Source organism: Natrialbaceae archaeon AArc-T1-2 (assembly GCF_030273315.1).
In the GTDB taxonomy this organism is placed as follows: Archaea; Halobacteriota; Halobacteria; order Halobacteriales; family Natrialbaceae; genus Tc-Br11-E2g1.
This window is the reverse complement of record NZ_CP127174.1, coordinates 2,485,040-2,505,586: the sequence shown is the minus strand read 5'-3', so window position 1 is coordinate 2,505,586 and position 20,547 is coordinate 2,485,040. Positions and strand designations below refer to the sequence as shown.

The following is a 20,547-nucleotide window of genomic DNA, read 5'->3' as shown; positions in this document are numbered from 1 at the left end:
TTTTCAGGACACGAACTATCCACGAACGTGCTGTCTCTCCGTCCGGCGGGCTCTCGAGTCTTACATCTGGCGGGCCATCTGCCCCGCGAGCTGGACGTGATCGTAGGGCTCGTTCGTGACGCTCGGACCGTGGCCGACGTGTAGCTCCGAGAGGTCCCCGTCGATCAGCTCCGTTACGCGGTCGATGCTCTCGACGAGCGTCGCACGGTCGCCCTCCTCGAGGTCGGTCCGACCGAAACTGCCGTTTTGGAAGACCAGATCACCGGCAAAGAGCACGCTCGCAGCTTCAGAGTAAAAACAGAGGTGGTCGTCTTTGTGCCCTGGCGTGTGAACGGCGACGTACTCGTCGTCGCCCAGCTGGACGTCCGTTTCGTCTTCGATCGCGTAGTCGATCCCGGACTGGGACCGGTCGTATCCCCACGCGTCGACGTCGAAGGCATCTTTCACTTCCGGGAGGTTTCCGACGTGGTCGGGATGGGTGTGGGTCATCACGACGGCCTCGAGGTCGTCGACGCGGTCGCGAACGCGTGAAACGACGTCGAAGTTCGATCCCGCATCGACGAGGACGGTTCGTTCACCGTCGACGAGGAAGACGTTACTCGTGAACGCGTTAACCCCCTGTGCGAGGTTGGTGATCATGACGGTCGGTATGGCGTCGCTCACTTTGTGCGTGTCGAAGTCGAGGCCGTCGTGATGACCCCGCGTCGATGCTCCGTCGGTAACGAGCTATTATTATCGTAATATAAACATATACTCGTCCGTGACGGTGTCGTCTTCGATTCACAAGCTCTTTTAGCTGTGCCACGTAGTGTAGAACGAATGTATCGGTCGGCTCTGGTCGGACTCGCCGTCGTCGTCGTACTCGTCGCTATCTCGGGCGGTGTGGTTCTTGCCACGGATTCGGCCGCTGTGACTGACCAGCCAGCTGCCGGTGATACCCGGGACACCGGAGACCGCCTCGAGCAGTACTCCGCCCCCGAGGACGAGACGTCTCAGGATTTCGATAGTACGACCTTCGAGATAACCGTCCACGAAAACGGAGACGCGACGTGGACGTTCCGGTACGAACGGCTGCTCGACGACGACGAAGTCAGCGCGTTCGAGGAGTTCGCCGAGGAGTTCACCGAAGAGGAAACCGACTTCTACGTCCGCTTTACCGAACAGGCGCAGGGACTGGCCGACACCGGAACGGCCGAAACCGATCGCGAGATGGACGCGACCGAGTTCAACCGGACCGCAGGGGTCGACTACCGACCCAACGCCATGGGCTACGTCGAGATGTCGTTCACGTGGACAAACTTCGCGTCCACCGACGACGAGACTGTCGTCGTTGGGGACGTCTTCGACGGCGGACTCTACATCGGTCCAAGCCAGTCACTCGTTATCCAACCGGGTGACGGGCTCGTCCTCGCCGATACGACGCCAGACGGTGAGTACACCGGCCCGTCGCTCGAGGACAGTTCATCCGTCTCCTGGAGCGGGGAACGGGACTTCCACGACGGCCAACCCCGCGTCGTTCTCGAACCACCCGAGGACGACACCGACAACGTGACTACGACCGACGGTGACGACGAGGACGACGCGTCAGCCTGGCCGCTCGCCGCCGGACTCGTCGCCGTTCTCGGTCTCGGCGGTGCGCTCGCCTGGTACCGGTACGGTGGATCGACCGCCGACTCGAACGACGACGGCACAGACGAACAGCCTCCGTCGGTAGCTCCCGAGCCGGAGCCGGTCGCCACCGAGGAACTCATGACCGACGAGGATCGCGTCGTCAACCTCATCCGCGAGAACGGTGGGCGGATGAAACAGGTCGACATCGTCGACGAGACCGGTTGGTCGAAATCCAAAGTCAGTATGCTCCTCTCGGATATGGAAGAAGAAGGCACGATCAGCAAGCTCCGCGTCGGCCGCGAGAACATCATCAGCCTCGACGGCTACGAGCCCGAGGCAGCCAAGTCACCCCTCGACGAGTGATGCGGTCCGCTGTAACGATTTCCCGACCCAATCACGAGCCTTCCGTGGGTGTCAGTCCCCGACAGCCCGGGGCCGAAACGGAACCCTTAAACAGTCCAGCGGGTAACGAGCGAGTGTAAGCGACGTGGGCTCCGATAGTGTAGTCCGGCCAATCATATTGCCCTCTCGAGGCAATGACCGGGGTTCAAATCCCCGTCGGAGCATCCCAATCCCTTTCTCGTCTTGCGGTTTTGGTCCGTGGCTAACCTCAGGTGAATACGATGCCACAGGGCAAACACGTAATCGAAGCCGTGTTACCCCGACGCCGTCTTGCGGTTCATGTTGTTGCCCCGGCAATCACATTCGATGTAAGATTCAGGGGGCAATCATGACCGATCTGGACGGTATCACGGTAGTCACGGAACCAAGCGAAGAATTGCTCAACGAACGTCAACTATCTGACTATCGGTCCCAACGTGAGGACTGTCTCAAGTGGTTGCTCACGTTCGGGAAGAATCCAGACAAAGTCAATGGGTATGCCTTCGAGACAGTGCGGGCTAGAGCATACCGGATGGACATGTTTTACCGGTGGGTCTGGGAGCAAGAAGGACGATATGTCGCTGATGTAACTCACGAGCACGCGGATGGGTGGATGCAGGAATTGGCATACGAGGAGAAGAGCAACGCCCACAAGGATAACTGCCAGAAGGCAGTTCAGATGCTGCTGAAGTGGAGACATCACAAGCATGGACTCGATGAGTGGGAGCCAGATATCCGCTTCAATTCTGGTGGTTCGTCCCAGCCGAGAGATTTTCTGACTCGTGAGGAACGAAGTAAAATTCGTGAAGCCACTCTCGAATATGGATCGATTCCATCGTATAATAGTCTTACACCCGAAGAACGCGAGCGCTGGCGGATCTATTTAGCTCAGCGTTTCGAGAAACCCAAATCGGAGGTTACGCCTGACGATTGGGATCGTGCCAACGGGTGGAAGATTCCATCATTAGTCTTCGTAAGCTTGGATGCTGGATTACGACCAATCGAGGTAGCTCGAGCGACACCGTCATGGGTAGACGTCGACAATAATGTGCTTCGTATCCCGAAAGAGGAGAGTTCGAAAAACAGGGACAACTGGATCGTGAGCCTTCAAACAAGAACAGCCGATGTATTGGATAAATGGATCAAACAGCGGGAGACGATCCCGATGTACGATGATTCGGAGGCGTTGTGGCTCACACGACAAGGAAATCAGTACCGCTCACGCGCCTTGAAGCATCTTCTGACTCGGCTTTGTAACCTTACGGATATCGATACCGAAGATCGTGCTCTGTTGAAGAGCGATCTAATCAGCTGATATCACGGGTTAGAAGGATGAAGTCGAGGAAATCGAGGTTGGTATGGAAATCGATATCCTCGACTTCGTTGAGCAGTGTCGAGACCTAGCCAAACAAGCGTTGGGGAAGCACGCGGGCGAGCCCGCCAGCGGCGGGTTCGCCCGCTGGGTACATGTCGTTTTGCACTGTTTTCGGCTCGAAGAGGGCCATAGCTACCGTGAAACGCCGAACCGGCTGAAGTACATGTCTGAGGTTCGTGACGTACTTGGCCTCGATCAGGACGAGTTGCCGGATTACAGCACGATCTACAAGTCGTTCGATCGGCTGAAAATGTGGGTGTGGCGGGCGTTGCTGCGCGTTTCAGCGCAGCAACACCCGCAGTCTGGACACGTCGCTCTCGACAGTACGTTCTTCGACCGACACGCTGCATCATCGTATTACCGTCAGCGATCCGGGAATAGCGTGCAGACGCTGAAAGTGACCACATTAACCGATGTAGAGTCTCTTGCAGTTCTTGACGTTCATATCTCAGCCCGGTGGAAACACGATACGAAGACAGGGCCGCAGGTCGTCCGCCGGAACGCGGACGACCTGCTTTCCGTCGCTGCTGACAAAGCCTTCCACAACTGGCACACCAAATACGAGTTCTACGCCCTCGGTGTCGAACCACTGATCTTACAGCGTGGATCGAAACCACTCACGACAGGGAACAACACGCTTATCCGGACAAAAGGCTACGCTCAGCGCTGGATGGCCGAAACGTCGTACTCGACAACGAAGCGCTCGCTCGGCGATGCCGTGCGAGCGCTGGGCTGGTATCGACAGTTCCGTGAAATTGTCCTCATGTTCGCCATCATCAACATAGAAAAGCTCTGTGAGCCACTCTAACCATCGTTCAGCAGCTATTCAACAAAGCATTTTGTATAACCGCACAACGGCGACGACCCCCGATAGGGGGACTTGAGGGAATCTAGCTTGTCAATGCTGGAACTACCTATAAACGTCCCTACGCTATCTGTGGGTTCTCGCGAACGAAGTGAGCGAGTGGGTTGGGGCAGGATTCGGTCTTCGCTCCACGCGGTTTCGCGGTTCGGTGCTCGCGCCTTCGGCGCTGCGCTCCGCTTCCACCGACTGCCGATATCGGTTCCTGCTCGCTTCGCTGCGCGGGCTTCCGACTACAGGTGAAGGGGGCTGGCTGTAGCCTCGAATAGATCACAAGTCTCGGCGCGCTCGCTCACGGACCGTGTGACGGCGCATCCAGTCGGTCGTAAGACCATGACCGACGTAACACCTCAAGAAGCGATTGAAGCGTACCTGACTGAACGATCGACGGAACTCTCTGCGAGTTCGATTCAAAACCATCGCTATCAGCTAAAGCAATTCCGTCTCTGGTGTGAGCGCGTGGGGGTGAGTCGACTACAGTCGATCGAACCGATTCACATCTCTCGCTTCCGCCGCGCACGGGCTGACGAGATTAACAGTAATACGATGTACAACCAGCTAAGCGTCGTTCGCCTGTTCCTCCGTTTCGTCGAGAGAATGGGTTGGTCGGGAGTTCCCGGGAACGATCTGTCCGAATCGATTGTACTCCCGACTCGCGGGGGTAAAGCGCGCGACCGATCAATCTCGGCTGACCGGGCGGGGGCACTCCTCGATGAGCTAGAGCGCTACGAGTACGCGTCGATCGACCACGTAATCCTGGCGCTTTGCTGGACAGCGGGAGTACGGATCGGCGCGCTCAGATCACTCGATCTAAAGGATTTGCATCTCGACGAAATGTATATCGAACTCAACCACCGGCCAGAGACCCACACTCCCCTCAAGAACAAAGTCGGGTCAGAAAGGGAAGTGAATCTGCACGGGTGGGTATGTTCTCTCCTCAAACATTACATCGAGGATCGCCGGATCGACTCTACTGACGACTTCAACCGATCTAGTCTACTCACGACTCGGTACGGTAGAATGGCTCGATCAACGATTCGTCGTCGAGTGTATCGTCTCACGGACTGTTCGGATTACTCTTCAACGTGTGACTGTGCGGATTACTCCTCGAAGTGCGAGAAAGCTGTCTCCCCTCACGATATCCGCCGATCGTCAATCACCGCTTGGCTCGACCAAGGACATGATCCATCTCTCTTAGCTTCGAGGTTCGACGTGAGCGAGAGAGTGATTTCGGATCATTACGACGTTCGATCGGAACAGCAGAAGCGAGAGTTGAGGCGTGACGCGTTCAATATGTGACGTTTGAAACGTCCGTTTGTATGCGTTACAAGGTTTGAAACGCCTGTTCCCGACTACAAAACTACAACCACACCTCACTGAGTCTTTGAAAACAGCGAGCGGGGACAAGCACCCGCCCGGTCGCAAGCAAACGGCGGAGTTGACATCTCCGCCCGGGACTCCCACCCGTATTACCTTGCTCAACCACGATTCCAGAAGGGGCGACGACCCAACCGGCTCCCCTTCTAACTGATACTAAGGGCTACTATCCCTTAAGACGGGTTAGGGTCAAAACGCAGTATGGAAGATATTCCGCAACCGTCCTCGGAACCGTACTCAACTGGGGACAAAGTCAGCGTGTACCTTGGGAGTGAGGATCCGGACAATCGATTCCACGGTGCCGAGTGCGTCGTCGTGGACGTTTTCGAGGATGACTTAGGTAGTGAGACCGGTCGGGGCTTAGACCGGCTCTCGTATCGCGTACGCGCTGTCGAGTCGGGTGACGTACTCCCAGTTCAATTCAGACACCGAGACTTAGTCCCCGTCAACTAATCGTCGTCTTCGTCACCGCCATCCGGGAACAATTCTCGTACAATCCGGAGTCGCTGCAATTCCTTGAGCTCATTCCAAATCCGCGGACGGTTCTCATCCTGGATCCCGTACAGATCGAGCGCTCGCTTCTCGATTTCCCAATCAAGGTCTTCGTCGACCTTCCCGTCAGACTCGATCGCTTCACGCACTAACTCGACAAACTCCTCGTACGCTTCAACCTCGTCCTCATCATCAAAGTCAACCGCCGGGATGGGGAGAGACATGATGAACGACTGAGGGTGTCGCGGGTACGACTGCCACTCAACGATCCCTTTCCGCTTCGCGTAGTAGTACAGCATCGCTCGCGTGTTCAGGAACCCTAAGAAATACTCTAAATCGTACTGGTCGTACGGTTCCTCCGGGTCTTCTAACGGTCGGAACGACATGACCGACTTCAGGCACCGCGCGTCAGTGTAATCAACCGTCGCATAGAACCCTACACCTGCCTCTCGAATCAGCAGCTTCGGTGGTTCGAATCGCCAATCGTCTTTGAGACCAATCCCGTCGATATCCGCGTCAATGAACGCGCTACCTTCCGTCCGGTATCGGCTTACGTGCTCACCGAAGTAAATCGGTAAATCACAGTCCTCGGTCTCGGTCGGTTGAATGATCTCTTTCGTCGTGACGGCTTCTTCGAATTCGTACTCTTCACCGCAGTGAGTGCACGTTTTCGAGTAGTACCCACCGCCTTTCGATTTCGCTCGACTCTGCGGGAACGTATCCCATTCCATGCAGTACGGACATTTCATCACTTCGCCGTCTTTACCGATCTCGTCACCGCGCCCATTATCGAGCACATCGCTCCAATCGACTGTACCGGTCGTCATTGCCTCCATGATCCGGTGATCTTCTTCGGACGCCCACACGTCGAACGTGTACCCGTCCGCTTCTTGGAAGCGCTTCTGTAGCGTCACGTGGCTTTTCTTCCCGACAACGCTACCGAGAGCTTCCCCGCCGGAACCCATCATCGTCTCTCGATCTTCTTTCTGGAGTAGCGAGACTTCGACTTCGTTCTCCGGATCCGGATCCGCGATCGTGTACTGTACAATCGCTGTCGCCGCCCAAACGTCCGGGAACACGCCTTCACCGAGCTTGTGAACCCGGTCTAACTGGCGTTCATCGACTAACCAGCGTCGCAACGGAACGGAATCCTCGTTGAAAATCGAATCAGGGATAATGAACCCAAGTGTCCCATTCTCGGTTAACAGATCGTCACCTAACTCGATGAGCAACTCGTACGAGTCGTACTGGTTAACAGCGAGGTCGTACTCTTCCTCACTTTCTAACCACGCGTCGATCTCGTCAATGTCGGCTCCCCACGGCGGGTTCCCGGCGATAACGTCGAAACCACCGTTTTCCTCGAAGACGTCGTCGAACTTGTTTTCCCAATCTAAGGCCCCGAGTTCCTCTGCTTCCTCCTCGGAAATACCCATTACGTCGGCTACTTCGTCGGGAGAACCGTTCAACAGGCTGTTCCCCTGTTTGATGTTATCCTCAAGGATCGTCGGGAGTTTCTCGTCTTTCTTCAACGCCTTTAGCAACAGGTTTACTGACGCGATTTCAGTCGCCTGGTAGTCCAGATCAACCCCGTAAATGTTGTTCCGGAGGATCCTCTGCCGGTAATCATCCGGAAGGCGTTGAGCGTTCGAGAATCCGAACAACTCACCGTCCTCTTTCGCGTCATTGACGAGGCCTTTGAATTCATCGTAGCACGACTCGAAGAGGTCGTACGCTTTGATTAGGAACGACCCTGACCCGCACGTAACGTCTAAGAATCGAATATCTTCGATCTCGTCGAAGTGCTTTCTCGCAGCTTCAAAATCCGGTTCGTCCCCGTCTAACTCGGCTTTCACGTCGGCCATGATACTGTCCAAGCGTTCGCCGAGAGTCGCTTCGACAATGTACTCGACGACCGGGACGGGCGTGTAGTACACCCCTCCCTCTTTCCGCTCATCCTGCTGCGAAATGAGTTCTAAGTCTTGATCGTCTTCTTGGTCTTCGATCGCGTGCCCAAGGTAATCCTCGTAAATCGACCCGAGAACGTCTGCATCGATGTGAGAGAAGTTGTACTCGTACAGATCCTCGATAACGTCTTGAAGAACTTCGTTATCGATCTCGAAGTTCTCACACGGATGCTCTGCGAACAACTCTGAATTGTACACCGAGTCGAAGTCCCGGAACGCGTTCTTCAAGTCCCTGACGAGCATTCGAACGTCGCGGTTGATGGTCGTCTCTTCCCACGACTCGGTCATTTTCAACAGCGTGTCGCGCGGGATAATCGACCGGTCCTCGGCGACTCGCATCACGACTAACCGGTCAAGGATACGCTGCACGCCTTCCCGAAGTTCATCCATCGAAAGTTCCGGGTGCGATTCGTGCACGTCGGTCGTTAACTGGATTCGAGCTTTCGAAAGAACGTTGAGAATCTCATCAGTTACCGTGTCACGTTGACGCGTCCGTTCAAGCGCGTCGAGAGACCCGTTTCGAACCGCTGCCTTCGAGATTTTAGATAGTTTCTCTAACCCGTCTTCAGTCGCGTACTCATCGACACTGAGCTCAAAGACGAGCCCTTCGTCAACCCTGTCCTTGGGGACGTGAGAGAAATACAGTCGAAGCTCTTCGAAGTTAGTGAGAACCGCCCAGTCACACCCTTGGTGCCATGCGTAGTCAATCGCTTGAACCGCAAAAGACTGCTCTTCTCCACGGACTCGGCGCGTATCGTCGAGACTCTTCGCAGGTCGTTTCGCTTCAATGAAAAACTGTTCTCGACCGTTGAGCGAAAGAGCATAATCCGCGTCACCGGTGAGAGTTCGTTGCTCGGGGAGCACTTGGTCACTCGTCGTATCCCACCCGAGCGCTCTGATTAACGGGTTGATGTACTGTTGCCTGATCGTCGCCTCGTTCATTTGTGCCCGCTCGTACTTCGAGAGAGATTGATACCGATCGGCAAGACTCTCGATCCTGTCCGCATCGATATCGTCGATGAGTTGTTCCGCGCTCACAGCCATTATCTCGTCACTCTCATTCGAGGGATACAAAGATTGTCATGCGCTGACTCAACCACTCAACACTCCAAATACGGGCGTTTGAAACGTCTGTTTTCGCACTCCTAACACCCCTGAAACGCCTGTTTTCAACCACAACCACAAAATTTTGAGGGGGTTACGATCGGTGCGCGTGAGTTGTTCCGACCGGCATTAGGTGAGCTTGCGGGTCGTTTACGACCGATGAATCACCTTCAAGGTAATCGACTTTCGACCGCTCCCGCTTCAGCGCCTCTGGAGAGAATTCTCCAAGATAATGCCTCAAGAACGTTTCCCAGTCTGTCCAACCACCCCACGTCATAACCACGCTCGGGAGGACTCCCTGTTCTAAGAGGTGTGTTCCCCACGTTCGCCTGAGGTCGTGGTAATCGACGTACAACCAGCCTTCGTCGCCTGTCTCGGCGTAGCATCGTTCTGCTGCGCGCTTCACCCACCGGTACAGTGTTTTCGGCGTAACGTCAAGCACTGCCTCGTCCGGGTCGAGTCCTTTTGCGTTCGCTAGCGTGTTGATCTCTGTCGCCAGTTCGACCGGGATTGGTGTTTCGCGGTACTCTCCGGTTTTCTCGACGTCCGACCAAATCCGTAGATGGTACGTCCCATTGCTGTTCCGCACAACGTCGATCGGTGTGACTGCTGCCGCTTCGGCGCGTCGAGTGCCTCCTTTGCACCCGAGTTTAACACCGATGTGCTGCTCGGTTTCGCGTTTTGGGAGTTTGCTGAGTAGCAGCTGTACTTCGGTTTGTTCTAACCAGACTCGTTTTCCGTCTTTCTGCTCATAGTTCTTCATTCGCATGCTCGAACCTCACTCGTCTGTGACCGTGATTGGTTGGAATCTTGCTCGATCATTGCATGTAACACTCGCACCTACTACCCCAAGAGGCGGGTTAGGGTGTGTCCTCAAAGCTCACAAACGTCCCTACAAACCGTGATGAATGTGGGTTGGGAAGGTAGATTCTCGGGTCAAAACAGGCTGTACTGTCCTCGATTGAAGTATTCTCGGACACTCTATTCGAATGCAGCGAACGTAGATTGACACTCGACCGAGTGCTCCCGAACGACGTCGTAGTGTACGGTCACTCGGTCCACCAAGTCACCGTCGCCCGGATCGACGTGCGCGACCGTCACCCCCGCGGGGAGCGACTGGCACGGGACGCACTCAACGATCACAGCGAGTAATCCGACACCGAACGTTCCAAACGCGTCACCTTGATCTTCGACCGTCACACCACCCTGCTCATCCGTCACGATACGCGCGGCGTTTTCAGAAACGTTCATCGATCCTCACCGTTTTCGTCATCGTCGACGAGATTTTTAAGCGACTCCGCTTGCTCACGTCGCAACTCATCATACTCCTCGGGGGCTGATCGGTACGTCAAATTAACTGTCATCCACCCATCCTTAAACCGTTCCGCATAGGGGTGGATGTTGATCTTGCTTTTAGCGTCTGATAGCACGTGCTCGCCTCTAATTCGTAACGTGACGTAACCGGGAGACGATTCAACGATTTCAACCGTCCCATCGTCCGTCTCACGATTGTTCCCCTCGTGGCGTGGGGTCGCTCCACCGATCGCGTACCCCGTACCAAACACGATTAACAGAACGATCCCACTCGCCGCTGCACTCAGGACCGCGCCGATCGATATCATCGATCCCATACCTCCAACGGGTGTTCGCTCGGTGTGCACGCCGAGTGCGGGCCGTCGTGACCCGGGGGTTTCGTGCAAATCAACCGTCCGTCCGGGTGCACCGCGTCACACGCCGAATTACCGATGAGTCGGCGTTCCGGTGAACAACCGCACTCCGTGAGAGTCACCTGGTTCATCGGTCCTCACCGTCCTCCGAATCGACTGTCGGCAGCAACCGCGCACGCTATCGCTATCGCCATGAACAATAGACCGGTCGAGAGGAACTCGAAGTACGCGAAACCGAGTCCTCCGACGAAAGCGGTTCCGCACGCACCGAGTAGGAAGTGGTTCGTTTCGGGTTTGAGGGTTGTTTCACTCATACTCGATACTTGGATCTACTACCCCTTGAGACGGGTTAGGGTGCTCACCTACCGCCGACGACCGCTACCACTACCGGTCGCAGAACCACTAGTGATCGACAAGTACCCCTGGTAAACAGCAAGGAACCAACCGACTGCGATCGCCACTCCGCCTGCCACCCAGACCGTGGCAACAGGAACCGTCACGGTACTCGAATCCCCGGTTAACAAGGATACGAGACTCATGCCGCTCACGTAGATCGTACCCACAACAACACCCGTGATTGCGACGTACAAACCGGTCGTCACTAGTAGAACGATGAGCCCCGCCACCCCGCCATTATCGCTCATGATGACTCAGCTAACTCACTCGTCAGTTGAAAAGATATCGGGGGAACGCACTACTCGACGTGCTTCAAAACAAATCGAGCACCGATGAACAGCAGGATAAAGAACGATATGATGCCCGCTATATCAAGCAAGATTCCCGGATTATCGACGAAACCCTGCATGAAGCGCTCCAACCACGGGAACCCGTACAGTTCAGCTAAAACCACCCCGAGAACGAACAATAAAACTGCAATCATTAGTAAATCGCGGAAAATCCGGATCGTGCGAGGCCCCTCAACGGAATCCATGATGTCGTTCCCCATGATCGTGCTGTCACTATTTCTTATATGAGGCTATAATCGTACAGGTTCCAAGGGTTCTATAGATCGGAGTTTGTGATGTAATACTCTTGTTTGAGATTAGCTTCGGCACTACCTAGATCCTGCGCGAGTGTGTGACCGGACTCTTTTATTTCACGTTTCAATTCGGAGAGGTCACGGGTCAGGTCAGTGATCTCCGCTCGTAACGGTGTAACATCTTCCTTCGCTACTTTCCAAGCTGATCTCGAAACCCCAATAGCCTCAAGTGAAAGAGCGGATTCAGCGTATTCTTGCGTCTTATCTGTGTCTATCGGCAAGTCATCGTGGTTCTCCAGTATACACATCGACAACTCGTGAACCGCTTTATCGTACGTATCTCGGTATTTCTTCACTGTGTGAAAATAATGGTACACATCACCTGCATTCACATCGACTTCCTTAGATAATGTCGCAGGTTCACCTGGATCGTCGAAACTCATGTCTAACCGGGGGAGACGGTGATACATCGCTCCGTCAATCATTGTACTATCGTACTGTCCGATATCGTTCGCGTTGAACGTCGATCGGTTCCGTCGGACATCGATCAATACCGGGCGAACCTCGTTCTCGATTACCGAAATAATATCATCTTTCCTGCGGAGTTTGAATACTTCTTTAGAATGCTCCATTTCATCTTCCATCGATTTCGCCATGCTGTATGTCAAAACAACGTATCCGAACGTAGCGATTGCAAGTAATGATGAAACAGTGAACGCAGCCGTGTCTATTGTTATCACCTCAGCGAAAACTCCGAGTAAAACTACAACTACAGTTCCGCAAACAAGCGCGAATGCACCGATCACAACCGTTTGGCTCGTAATATCGGGCATCTCGGTTTCAGGAAAGTTCATTCACGTCAATAACCTCAACAAGTCGTAATAAAACTCCGGTAAAGAACCCAACTACAACTATAATTTACGAGTCTACAAGTTGTTTCACGCGGTATTTGTGCGCATGGGTGCGATTGGTCTCGTTGGGGCTGTTATCGGTCTCACTGGCGCGGTCTTGGTGCTCGCTGGTGTTGCTGGGGACAATGTACTCGCAGCGTCCATCGTCGTCGCTGCTGTGCTCATCGTCGTCGATCTCGTTCGTACAGCGGTGTCTATCAGTACGTGACCGAGATTACGAGGAAACAAGGTTTCGAACGCGTGAGTCCCGGGGTATGACCGACTTGGAACCGACCGACCCGAACGATCTCGACGTGAACACACTCATTGAGCTTCAATCCACTATCCAGCGCTCGCTCATCGACTCGACTCACCGCCGCCCTTCCGATCTCGACCCGTACGAACGCGGGCGAGTCGCCGGTGTCACCGACGTGAACACACTCATCGACAGGTGGATTCGATCAACCGAACGGACTGAGTAACATTCCAACCAGTTATACTCGTAGATGAGAGAGCACTCCTCTCATGGCTCCACGCCTTGCTCTCGACATTGAGACCGTTCCGCTCGTCTCCGATCCTGCGTTCGACGACCCGAGTGACTGGAAACCGTTCTGCATCACCGTAGGGTACCAGCCTGCTCGCGGGGAAACGGTCGAAACGGAAGTGCTGTTCCGTCAAGGGGCGACGTTCCGGTACGAGCAACTAATGTTCGACGACTTTTTCGACTGGGTGACCGCTCGTCACGACACCAGCGAAAGAGTCGAACTCGTCACTTACAACGGTGACTCGTACGATATTCCCATCCTCAAAGACCGGGCGTACAAGGTTACGGGTGAACTTGACTCGGACACTATCGATCGTCTATATCTGCTCTTACAGGCGTGTGACCATGTCGATTTGATCCTGGATCTCAAAGCCGATCTCGGGTACTACTGCTCGCTCGATGACGCGCTGGCGATGCACAATATCGAAGCTGACGCGCCGACGTGGAACGGGGAGAAAGTGACGGGGAAACACATGCTCGACATGGGTGAGAAAATCATGAACGGTAGCGCGCCAGATGAGCTCATCGAAGCCGTGAGACGATACGCCGCCAGCGATGTTGAACCGCTGTTCGAACTTCACGACAAAATTGAACAGAAAACCACTGCGTGAACCGGGCTACTCGACGTACGCGTACGATTCCCGGCGCACGATCTTACTAATCGCGGTCGTACTCACATCGAACTCTTCAGCGATTTCGGCTTGAACCCAGTCCGGGTCGTCGTTCAACCGGCGAATTTCCCGTATCTCGTCCTCGCTGAACCCGTCCTTACGATCGACCCCTTTCACGGACATGTGCCCTTGCTCGCTCGCCTGATCGATGTTTTCCTGCTGGGATCCTGCTTGTAGGTGGTGCGGATTACAGCATCGACGATTGTCGCACTCGTGCATTAAGCACTCCCCCTCGATGTGAACGACGTTGTGCCAGAGTCGATACGCCACTCGGTGAGCAATGTCAGTATCGCCATTTGGCGGCGTTAACGATCCGACGAAAAACTGACCGTACCCGTAACGGTCGGTTCCGGCTGTCCATTCCCAACACGCTTCTCGATCCGGTTCGCCGTCCTCGCCAGTAGGGATATCGACTTTTTCGATGAACCGGTTTTCGAATCTGAGTCGTTCCTCCACAGGTTTTTCGAGGGGTGTTCGACCGTCTGTGTCGACGTACACTGCCTCCATAATGGATATTCGATTCGCTAGCACAAGAGACGGGGTAGGCTCATTTCTGAGTCAAAATCCAACCGTTCATACTCGACGACGGACAACACTTTCTCGGCGCGCTTCGGCGCGTCAAGTGGTACTGGAGCCTGTTCGACCCATTCGACACTGACTAACTCACCTGACCGCGGGCGGGAGTGGTTCCCCGTCCCGCGTCGCGCTTCAACTACAACTACAAAATTTTGAGGGGTTAGAAGATATCACTGACTTTGAACCGCTTCTCACGCTCATTATTCCGTCCTGGATGACCGGACTCGTGAAACCGGAAGTACGGGAGCTTGCTCGCGTGACGGCGTTGTTTCGCAACGATCGAGATTTTCATCCCATCGACGTCTAACACCGTACTCCCGTTTGATCCGATCTCGTACACAACAAACACGTAGTACCCGTCGCTCCGTCTGAGCCACTTGTGAGCGTGTTCGTAAATGAAGAACTCGCCTTCTTTCGTTCCCCCTCGACCGTTGCTCTTCCTGTGAATGCACCCTTTAATTTCGACTGGGGTTCCGTTCTTGTACCTGGCGTCGGCTTTCTTGCTATGATCCGGGATTAACCCGTAGGTCTTGCACACCCACGCTTCGATCGCCGCGCCGACTCGCGCTCGCTTCGACGATCGACCGACTGTCTGATTACTCGGCATGATCGTCCCCTCCCTCGATTCCGCGAACTTGCAACCTTATCTTCCCGGTGCTTCCCCCGGGGTTCGACCCGGGAGAATCGGGTTCCTCGTCGGTCGAGTCTGCCGATTCGCGCGTTTCGTCGTTCTCGCTCATACTCGACTGTACGGATCGATCGCTCAAGAGACGGGGTAGGCTCTCTCTCGCGCATCGCGTGCGCTTCGCGCGTGATATATATCTACTCCTCTTTAATTTCACTAATATATGGCTGAAACCACAAAACTACATTTTCACACTTCCCTGCGGTCAGTGTTCCTATTACTACGTAGGGGAGGGGTTGTTGCTTGGGTTGTTAGAACTCGCCGCTGTCACTTGATTGTGTCCTCTACCTTCCCAACGATATCTTGGTACTTTCCGTGCTCGTCGTAATCCTTCCAGCGTAGACGCACCCATTCATCGCTGAAAGGCACGAATTCCGCCAATGCTTCGTTTGTCATGCCTTGTTGCTTCCCTCGAATCACTGTGTAAATCGCCGTTTCACGCGCTAACTCGCCGGTCGAGTGATCCGGTGTGTGCTCGTCGTTATCGATCTCACGGTAATCTTCCCAACTCCAATCCGTCGCCTCCTCGTCGTTGAAATCCCATCGAGTGTCCGGAATACCAGTGACTTCCTGAATGATACCCTCCGGATTCCGGTTCCGAATCGACTGGTAGAAAGAAGCATCCTTGGTTCCCTCCTTGTGAACGATCGTCGCTAACTCTCGCACGAGCGGAGTGATGTCTTTCCCGTCGTGCCCGATAATGATCATGTTCCCCGACCACTTCCGGATCTTGTAGATCATCGGACCGAGCTTCGTCTTCGCCTCATGACCGTCTCGACCGTGACCGCCCGCGTGACTGTTCGCCTCGTCGAAAATGAACAGTTTAGGCGTGTCCGGTTTCTCTTTGAGCCACTGGTCGAGAGTCCCGTAACTGTCGATCCACTCGTCTTTCGCGTCGAAATCCCGAATGTTCGACCCGATTTCACCGGTCGGGTTGTACCGCTTCCACCGTTCCCCAGTGAACATAGCAAAGCTGGATTTCCCCTTCCCCATGAACCCGTAAATGTACCAAAGGAGAACGCTCACGTCGATGAGATCGTCAATGTCGTCGATTGCGCGGACACCCGAAATGTCGGCTCTCTGCGTCGTGTCACCCATCATGTGCCGCATTTGCGGGATGTCGCCCGTACCGATCGCTTCCGTGAGCGTCTCGGTACCGTGCGCTGCAAGGATCTTCCGAACAATATCCAAGTCCCGAGCGTGCTCCGGCATTAAATCCGGTCGCTTGCATTCGTACGGGTCGTAGAAGTTGAAAATGAGCGTGAGCGCTCGACGAACCTTCGGATCCTTAATCACTCCCGCGTGCGGGAGAACCTCTTGATTCGGCCTGTGACCGTTCCCTTCCTGCCATTCTCGCGCCTGAGACGGGACGTACACTTCGTTATCGTTACCGCTACTGTTACTCATCGAATCACCTACGTAAAACAAGCACTCGAACCCGGTTAAGACGGGTTAGGGGCGTTCTTCGCCCGGGTTCGACTCGGGAGACTCAGGGTTCTCGACGTACGCGTCCCAAACCTCGTCGTCCTCAGCTACGTGATCGTGCGTGATTCCCGGGATTTCCTCATCGATTTGCTCGTCTAAATCCTGCTCAGCTTCCTTCCAAATCGCTTGAACCTTCCCACTCCCCGGGTTCACACCTCGCTCGAAGCCTTCCGCGATTTGGTTGATCGTCGCTTCCTTCATATCGATCGACATTCGAGACCACTTGTCCCTGATATCCTTGAGCTTCGCGTGAGAGTCTTCGAGCGTCTCGTGAATCTCTTTAACCAGGGTTCGTGACGAAACCATGTCACCGTCTTTCGTCTCATCGAACCGGGAACCTTGCACTCGGATCTTGTCGACGTCGTCCATGTACTCGACTTTCCTGGCTTCGAAGTCCTGCTCGTCGTTCACTCGACGTGGCGGTGGGCCGGTTACTTCCTTGTTCTCTTGCCAGTACTCTTTCTCGACGAAATACAGCTCACGTTCGTCAGTCGCGCCGTTAATGTGGAATACGCGCTCCCATTCCTGCACATCAAACCGGCGTCCCGTGTTCGATCCTGCGAGGTACGCGGGGATACCGAACAGGATGTACGCTACACTGAACGCTGCCGCCCACGGTGGGATTGAAACGTCGATGCCTCTGTAAGCGATTAGTATCGCTGCTGCGATGAGCGCGCCTGCTACGATTAACTTGTGTTCACCGAGCAGGTACACGGCGTAATCTCGCTTCGATTCGAACGTTGGTTGAGTGCCTGTCATGGTTGTGCTTTCACCACTTTCTTGCTCTTCCGCTTCCGGATTTTCCGCCAGAACCCGAATAGGAACGCGCTAACACCGATGAGTGTCCCGCCCGCCCAAGCGAACGGTTCGCTCACGTACGTCAGTACTTCGAGGTCACTGTCTGATTCGTACGTGCTTATCCACGCGCCAGTTCCCTGTCTGATAGAGTCGCTGGTTGTGAATGATAGGAAAGTCCCGTCTCCTCGATCGGTTGAGTCGAAGTGTACAGTCGTTTCTCCTCGATCGACAGAGACGCGTTCAACAGAGAAACGCCCGGATTCTTCCCCGTCGCTGTCTTCGGGGATAATGACTTCAGAAATCGTTACGAGCGATGACCGGTCGCTGTGAAACGTGATCACGAACTCTTCCGAATTCGAGTCGTAATGCCAATCCTTCACCACTGTTGTCGCGTCGATCCTCTCTTCGTACTCAAGCGCGCCTTCGATCTCGTCAGTCGCGTTCTCGGTCACGTCCTCGCCTTCTTGCGCGGCTACTGGAGCGCCGAGAATGACCGTGAGCGCCAACACTCCTATGATGAGTAGAACCGCGCCTGCGAGGATTTGCGCGCGCCTCACAGTACTCACGTGAAGCTCACCTCGTCAACGATCGCTTGCACGAACTCGATCAACAGGTTCCACGCGGTGCTGATGACTGGCACCCCAGCGAATTCGAGGATAACGACTGCCGCCGCGACTACGACGAGTTCCTCGAAAGGAACCAGTTTCAATGCTGCTACTGGTATCATTACAAGATAACATAGACTACAGTCCCCCAAGAGACGGGTTAGGGTCTGCCAGTACCGGCGCGGACTGTCAGTCGCTTCCGCGAGACTCACAGTCGCGCCCCCTCCACAAACAAGGGTTAGAAGGCCTGTAACGTCCGTTCAACCACACGCAACCAGAAATTTTAGAGACAGGGATTGAGAGTCACTGTCTGGATCGAAGAAACGCCCAAACAGCGCCGATACCGAGTCCGCCCGCGCCGACCGCCGCGAGACTCACACCGCCACTGCCACCGTCGCCCGCGTCAACGACCGCGCCACCGCCGCTCGACGCGTGATGCTCAATCGTGCCTTCCTGAGCTTTCACAGCGCGCTCAATGTCCGCTTCGAGGTCGTCCGTTTCGAACGACTGCGTGTTCGCGTGGGGGAGTTCGATCCACCCGTCGATCACCGTGTTTCCGTCCGCGTTGATCACGGACTCGACCGTCACGTCCTCGTCGTCGAACTCGTACAGACCGTTGCCAGTAGCTACGAACCCGGTCATTTGCTCGTACTCTCGACCGATCCGCCAGTCCTCTTCAGGATCGTCGATGAGCTCGATCGTAACTTCGTCGATGCTTCGAGTCGTTGTACCCTCCTCTTCTTCAATCACTACCTCGCCAGAGATAGTGTGTTCGTCGCCTTCCGCACCCATCGCGTCGATGAGTTGACCCGGGACAATCGCTCCCTCATACACACCGTCGAGATCGACAGGTTCGCCCGAGAACGAACCGTCTACACCCTCGATTTCGAACGTGTACTCGGTGATCTCGGCGTCAGTCTCACCTGGATCCACGCGGACACTAATGATCGACCCTCTGGGGACTGCGACTGGGTCTTGCTCGGCGTCGTCGCTGCTCGTGTGCGTCGACCATTCAACGTCGAGTTCCTCATCGTCGTAGGTGAACGTGCCAGTGTTCAACTCGTGCTCGTCGAAGTGCTCGGCGACTTCGACGTCTCGCCCCGCTGCGAGCACCCCTTCGACCGTCTCACCGCCGACGTTCACGGTCATGTCGAGTTCAAGATTCGTCGCGTAACCGATCCACGCGGCGAGACTCGCGGCGAACCCGTCGTGACTCGTGTCCATCCAGTCCTTACTGACTGACTCGACCCAACTCGAAGGCTCGATCATGTCCTCGAACGGGAGCGACAAACCGCGCTCGTGAACCGCGTACGCGTCACTCACAAGATCCTCAACCGCGCTACGAGTCTCGAAAACGCGGTCGTTGAACTCTGTAACAAACGATTTCGGCAGAATGTAACGGTTGCTGAACTCGCCAGAATCGAACAACTCGGCGAAAGCATCTCGCGGCGCGAGACCGAACTCGCCGTTATCCGCGTCGAGTTGCTCTACTCGTACAGGATCCTCAATCGTTCCTGAGCTGGTACCGTCCGCCTGCCGATCGTTCGTTCGGAAGTTGTCGTAATCCTCGTCGATCGACTGCTCGTACGCGTCAACCTTGCTTTCGAGATCGGACGTGTAATCGATGAGATTGTTCGACTCATCGTCAGTCCAATTGTCGTGGAAGAACGGGGAGAACACTTCGTACTCGACACCCTGATCCTCGTCTTCGTCTTCAGGGGTACGGAACACTAACGCGAGTGCGGTGAACGGGTCGAAATCCGTGTCGAGCGGGGAGACGGAGAACTCGATAAGATCGTACGCTCGCGCGTCACCGAGACCGGACAATTCCGCGTTCCGGATCGTTACTTCGTTCTCGCTCGCACCCGCGGCGCGTTGAGCCTCGGCCAGATCGTGAGCGCGCTGGAACCACGAACTAATTTGCATCACGCCCGCGGTCCACCACGGGATCATTGCTTCGATCGCCGCGCCTCGCGCTAACCCGCGAGCTTCGGACTCTGACCGATTCTCCTCTAATGCACGCGCGGTTTCGCGCACTGCGGCGGTGATCGCGTGATTCTCGACGTCCTCGACGATTTCGTGCAGCGTAAGCCAAACCTCGTCCGCGACATCGCGCACACCGCGACCGTGATGGTACGCTGCCGCTTCGACACTCGATGGATCGTCCGGATCGTCCGGGTCGAACTCCCCGTACAACCAGTCGCAAAGCGTCGAGAACCCGGGTTCACCGCCGGTGAACTCGCTCGAAGCGTCGAACGCGTCCATGAGCGACATAACGTACGTACTCGCCGTGGACTGCTCTTCACCGTCGAACCCCCACGGATCACGGTCGTAGACCGAGCTTCCATCCTCCTGAGCGGCTACACTACCGCTCGCTCCGCTAGCGAGCGCTCCCGCCGCAAGTGCGCTCGCCGCTGAAGCCTTCATGAACGTTCGTCGATCGATCCCCACCGTGTCGTGAATCTCTGTGTTTCGTGCCAT

General features: G+C 55.3%; 19 protein-coding genes and 1 tRNA gene. 6 read left to right on the top strand and 14 right to left on the bottom strand.

Going from position 1 to position 20,547, the window contains the following annotated elements; translation table 11 throughout:
- Nucleotides 1-60: 60 nt before the first annotated feature.
- The gene (locus tag QQ977_RS12880) at nucleotides 61-639 is read right to left on the bottom strand and encodes an MBL fold metallo-hydrolase (protein WP_285928710.1); all 579 of its coding nucleotides are present in this window, start codon (nucleotides 637-639) and stop codon (nucleotides 61-63) included.
- A 180-nt stretch (nucleotides 640-819) separates the two neighbouring features.
- Between QQ977_RS12880 and QQ977_RS12875 the strand changes: the two genes are divergently transcribed.
- The 5 genes from QQ977_RS12875 to QQ977_RS12855 all read left to right on the top strand — a co-directional run bounded on the left by QQ977_RS12875 (nucleotide 820) and on the right by QQ977_RS12855 (nucleotide 5,528).
- Nucleotides 820-1,974, top strand: coding sequence for a helix-turn-helix transcriptional regulator (locus tag QQ977_RS12875; protein WP_285926178.1), 1,155 nt, complete (start codon nucleotides 820-822; stop codon nucleotides 1,972-1,974).
- A gap of 128 nt (nucleotides 1,975-2,102) precedes the next feature.
- A tRNA-Glu gene (locus QQ977_RS12870) sits at nucleotides 2,103-2,177 on the top strand.
- 164 nt (nucleotides 2,178-2,341) lie between these two features.
- Nucleotides 2,342-3,307: a tyrosine-type recombinase/integrase gene (locus tag QQ977_RS12865; RefSeq protein ID WP_285926177.1), complete on the top strand. Its 966-nt coding sequence runs from the start codon at nucleotides 2,342-2,344 to the stop codon at nucleotides 3,305-3,307.
- A 43-nt stretch (nucleotides 3,308-3,350) separates the two neighbouring features.
- On the top strand, nucleotides 3,351-4,175 hold the full coding sequence (locus QQ977_RS12860; RefSeq protein WP_285926176.1) for an IS5 family transposase: 825 nt from the start codon (nucleotides 3,351-3,353) through the stop codon (nucleotides 4,173-4,175).
- Between the two features lie 387 nt (nucleotides 4,176-4,562).
- A complete protein-coding gene (locus QQ977_RS12855; RefSeq protein ID WP_285926175.1) occupies nucleotides 4,563-5,528 on the top strand; it encodes a tyrosine-type recombinase/integrase in 966 nt (321 codons plus the stop codon).
- Between the two features lie 527 nt (nucleotides 5,529-6,055).
- Here the strand turns inward: QQ977_RS12855 and QQ977_RS12850 are convergent.
- From QQ977_RS12850 to QQ977_RS12830, 5 genes are all read right to left on the bottom strand, one after another.
- Nucleotides 6,056-9,100, bottom strand: coding sequence for an Eco57I restriction-modification methylase domain-containing protein (locus QQ977_RS12850; protein WP_285926174.1), 3,045 nt, complete (start codon nucleotides 9,098-9,100; stop codon nucleotides 6,056-6,058).
- Nucleotides 9,101-9,260: 160 nt separating this feature from the next.
- Nucleotides 9,261-9,935, bottom strand: coding sequence for a site-specific integrase (locus QQ977_RS12845; RefSeq protein WP_285926173.1), 675 nt, complete (start codon nucleotides 9,933-9,935; stop codon nucleotides 9,261-9,263).
- Nucleotides 9,936-10,413: 478 nt separating this feature from the next.
- On the bottom strand, nucleotides 10,414-10,788 hold the full coding sequence (locus QQ977_RS12840) for a hypothetical protein (protein ID WP_285926172.1): 375 nt from the start codon (nucleotides 10,786-10,788) through the stop codon (nucleotides 10,414-10,416).
- A gap of 739 nt (nucleotides 10,789-11,527) precedes the next feature.
- On the bottom strand, nucleotides 11,528-11,779 hold the full coding sequence (locus QQ977_RS12835) for a hypothetical protein (RefSeq protein ID WP_285926171.1): 252 nt from the start codon (nucleotides 11,777-11,779) through the stop codon (nucleotides 11,528-11,530).
- A 56-nt stretch (nucleotides 11,780-11,835) separates the two neighbouring features.
- Nucleotides 11,836-12,666, bottom strand: a complete 831-nt coding sequence (locus tag QQ977_RS12830) for a hypothetical protein (protein ID WP_285926170.1) — start codon at nucleotides 12,664-12,666, stop codon at nucleotides 11,836-11,838.
- 561 nt (nucleotides 12,667-13,227) lie between these two features.
- On the opposite strand from QQ977_RS12830, the gene QQ977_RS12825 reads away from it, so the two are divergent.
- Nucleotides 13,228-13,857, top strand: coding sequence for a ribonuclease H-like domain-containing protein (locus QQ977_RS12825; protein WP_285926169.1), 630 nt, complete (start codon nucleotides 13,228-13,230; stop codon nucleotides 13,855-13,857).
- Between the two features lie 6 nt (nucleotides 13,858-13,863).
- Here the strand turns inward: QQ977_RS12825 and QQ977_RS12820 are convergent, their stop codons facing one another.
- The 8 genes from QQ977_RS12820 to QQ977_RS12785 all read right to left on the bottom strand — a co-directional run bounded on the left by QQ977_RS12820 (nucleotide 13,864) and on the right by QQ977_RS12785 (nucleotide 20,547).
- Entirely contained in the window at nucleotides 13,864-14,424 is a 561-nt protein-coding gene (locus QQ977_RS12820) for a hypothetical protein (RefSeq protein WP_285926168.1), read from the bottom strand.
- Between the two features lie 229 nt (nucleotides 14,425-14,653).
- Nucleotides 14,654-15,100: a hypothetical protein gene (locus QQ977_RS12815; protein WP_285926167.1), complete on the bottom strand. Its 447-nt coding sequence runs from the start codon at nucleotides 15,098-15,100 to the stop codon at nucleotides 14,654-14,656.
- On the bottom strand, nucleotides 15,090-15,233 hold the full coding sequence (locus tag QQ977_RS12810; RefSeq protein ID WP_285926166.1) for a hypothetical protein: 144 nt from the start codon (nucleotides 15,231-15,233) through the stop codon (nucleotides 15,090-15,092). Before QQ977_RS12810 ends, QQ977_RS12815 begins: the two co-directional genes overlap by 11 nt.
- Nucleotides 15,234-15,445: 212 nt before the next feature.
- Nucleotides 15,446-16,585 carry a hypothetical protein gene (locus QQ977_RS12805; RefSeq protein ID WP_285926165.1) on the bottom strand — a complete coding sequence of 380 codons (1,140 nt, stop codon included), beginning with the start codon at nucleotides 16,583-16,585 and terminating at the stop codon, nucleotides 15,446-15,448.
- Between the two features lie 45 nt (nucleotides 16,586-16,630).
- A complete protein-coding gene (locus QQ977_RS12800) occupies nucleotides 16,631-17,422 on the bottom strand; it encodes a hypothetical protein (RefSeq protein WP_285926164.1) in 792 nt (263 codons plus the stop codon).
- Entirely contained in the window at nucleotides 17,419-18,027 is a 609-nt protein-coding gene (locus QQ977_RS12795) for a hypothetical protein (RefSeq protein ID WP_285926163.1), read from the bottom strand. Before QQ977_RS12795 ends, QQ977_RS12800 begins: the two co-directional genes overlap by 4 nt.
- On the bottom strand, nucleotides 18,024-18,188 hold the full coding sequence (locus QQ977_RS12790) for a hypothetical protein (protein WP_285926162.1): 165 nt from the start codon (nucleotides 18,186-18,188) through the stop codon (nucleotides 18,024-18,026). The genes QQ977_RS12795 and QQ977_RS12790 overlap by 4 nt, the downstream gene beginning before the upstream one ends.
- Before the next feature lie 181 nt (nucleotides 18,189-18,369).
- Entirely contained in the window at nucleotides 18,370-20,547 is a 2,178-nt protein-coding gene (locus tag QQ977_RS12785) for a hypothetical protein (protein ID WP_285926161.1), read from the bottom strand.

What these genes read in the sequence shown, in the direction of transcription:
- QQ977_RS12880 (WP_285928710.1), bottom strand. Translation starts at nt 639, where the DNA reads ATGATCACCAACCTCGCACAGGGGGTTAACGCGTTCACGAGTAACGTC.
- QQ977_RS12875 (WP_285926178.1), top strand. Translation starts at nt 820, where the DNA reads ATGTATCGGTCGGCTCTGGTCGGACTCGCCGTCGTCGTCGTACTCGTC.
- QQ977_RS12865 (WP_285926177.1), top strand. Translation starts at nt 2,342, where the DNA reads ATGACCGATCTGGACGGTATCACGGTAGTCACGGAACCAAGCGAAGAA.
- QQ977_RS12860 (WP_285926176.1), top strand. Translation starts at nt 3,351, where the DNA reads ATGGAAATCGATATCCTCGACTTCGTTGAGCAGTGTCGAGACCTAGCC.
- QQ977_RS12855 (WP_285926175.1), top strand. Translation starts at nt 4,563, where the DNA reads ATGACCGACGTAACACCTCAAGAAGCGATTGAAGCGTACCTGACTGAA.
- QQ977_RS12845 (WP_285926173.1), bottom strand. Translation starts at nt 9,935, where the DNA reads ATGCGAATGAAGAACTATGAGCAGAAAGACGGAAAACGAGTCTGGTTA.
- QQ977_RS12840 (WP_285926172.1), bottom strand. Translation starts at nt 10,788, where the DNA reads ATGATATCGATCGGCGCGGTCCTGAGTGCAGCGGCGAGTGGGATCGTT.
- QQ977_RS12835 (WP_285926171.1), bottom strand. Translation starts at nt 11,779, where the DNA reads ATGGGGAACGACATCATGGATTCCGTTGAGGGGCCTCGCACGATCCGG.
- QQ977_RS12830 (WP_285926170.1), bottom strand. Translation starts at nt 12,666, where the DNA reads ATGAACTTTCCTGAAACCGAGATGCCCGATATTACGAGCCAAACGGTT.
- QQ977_RS12825 (WP_285926169.1), top strand. Translation starts at nt 13,228, where the DNA reads ATGGCTCCACGCCTTGCTCTCGACATTGAGACCGTTCCGCTCGTCTCC.
- QQ977_RS12820 (WP_285926168.1), bottom strand. Translation starts at nt 14,424, where the DNA reads ATGGAGGCAGTGTACGTCGACACAGACGGTCGAACACCCCTCGAAAAA.
- QQ977_RS12815 (WP_285926167.1), bottom strand. Translation starts at nt 15,100, where the DNA reads ATGCCGAGTAATCAGACAGTCGGTCGATCGTCGAAGCGAGCGCGAGTC.
- QQ977_RS12810 (WP_285926166.1), bottom strand. Translation starts at nt 15,233, where the DNA reads ATGAGCGAGAACGACGAAACGCGCGAATCGGCAGACTCGACCGACGAG.
- QQ977_RS12805 (WP_285926165.1), bottom strand. Translation starts at nt 16,585, where the DNA reads ATGAGTAACAGTAGCGGTAACGATAACGAAGTGTACGTCCCGTCTCAG.
- QQ977_RS12800 (WP_285926164.1), bottom strand. Translation starts at nt 17,422, where the DNA reads ATGACAGGCACTCAACCAACGTTCGAATCGAAGCGAGATTACGCCGTG.
- QQ977_RS12790 (WP_285926162.1), bottom strand. Translation starts at nt 18,188, where the DNA reads ATGATACCAGTAGCAGCATTGAAACTGGTTCCTTTCGAGGAACTCGTC.
- QQ977_RS12785 (WP_285926161.1), bottom strand. Translation starts at nt 20,547, where the DNA reads ATGGCACGAAACACAGAGATTCACGACACGGTGGGGATCGATCGACGA.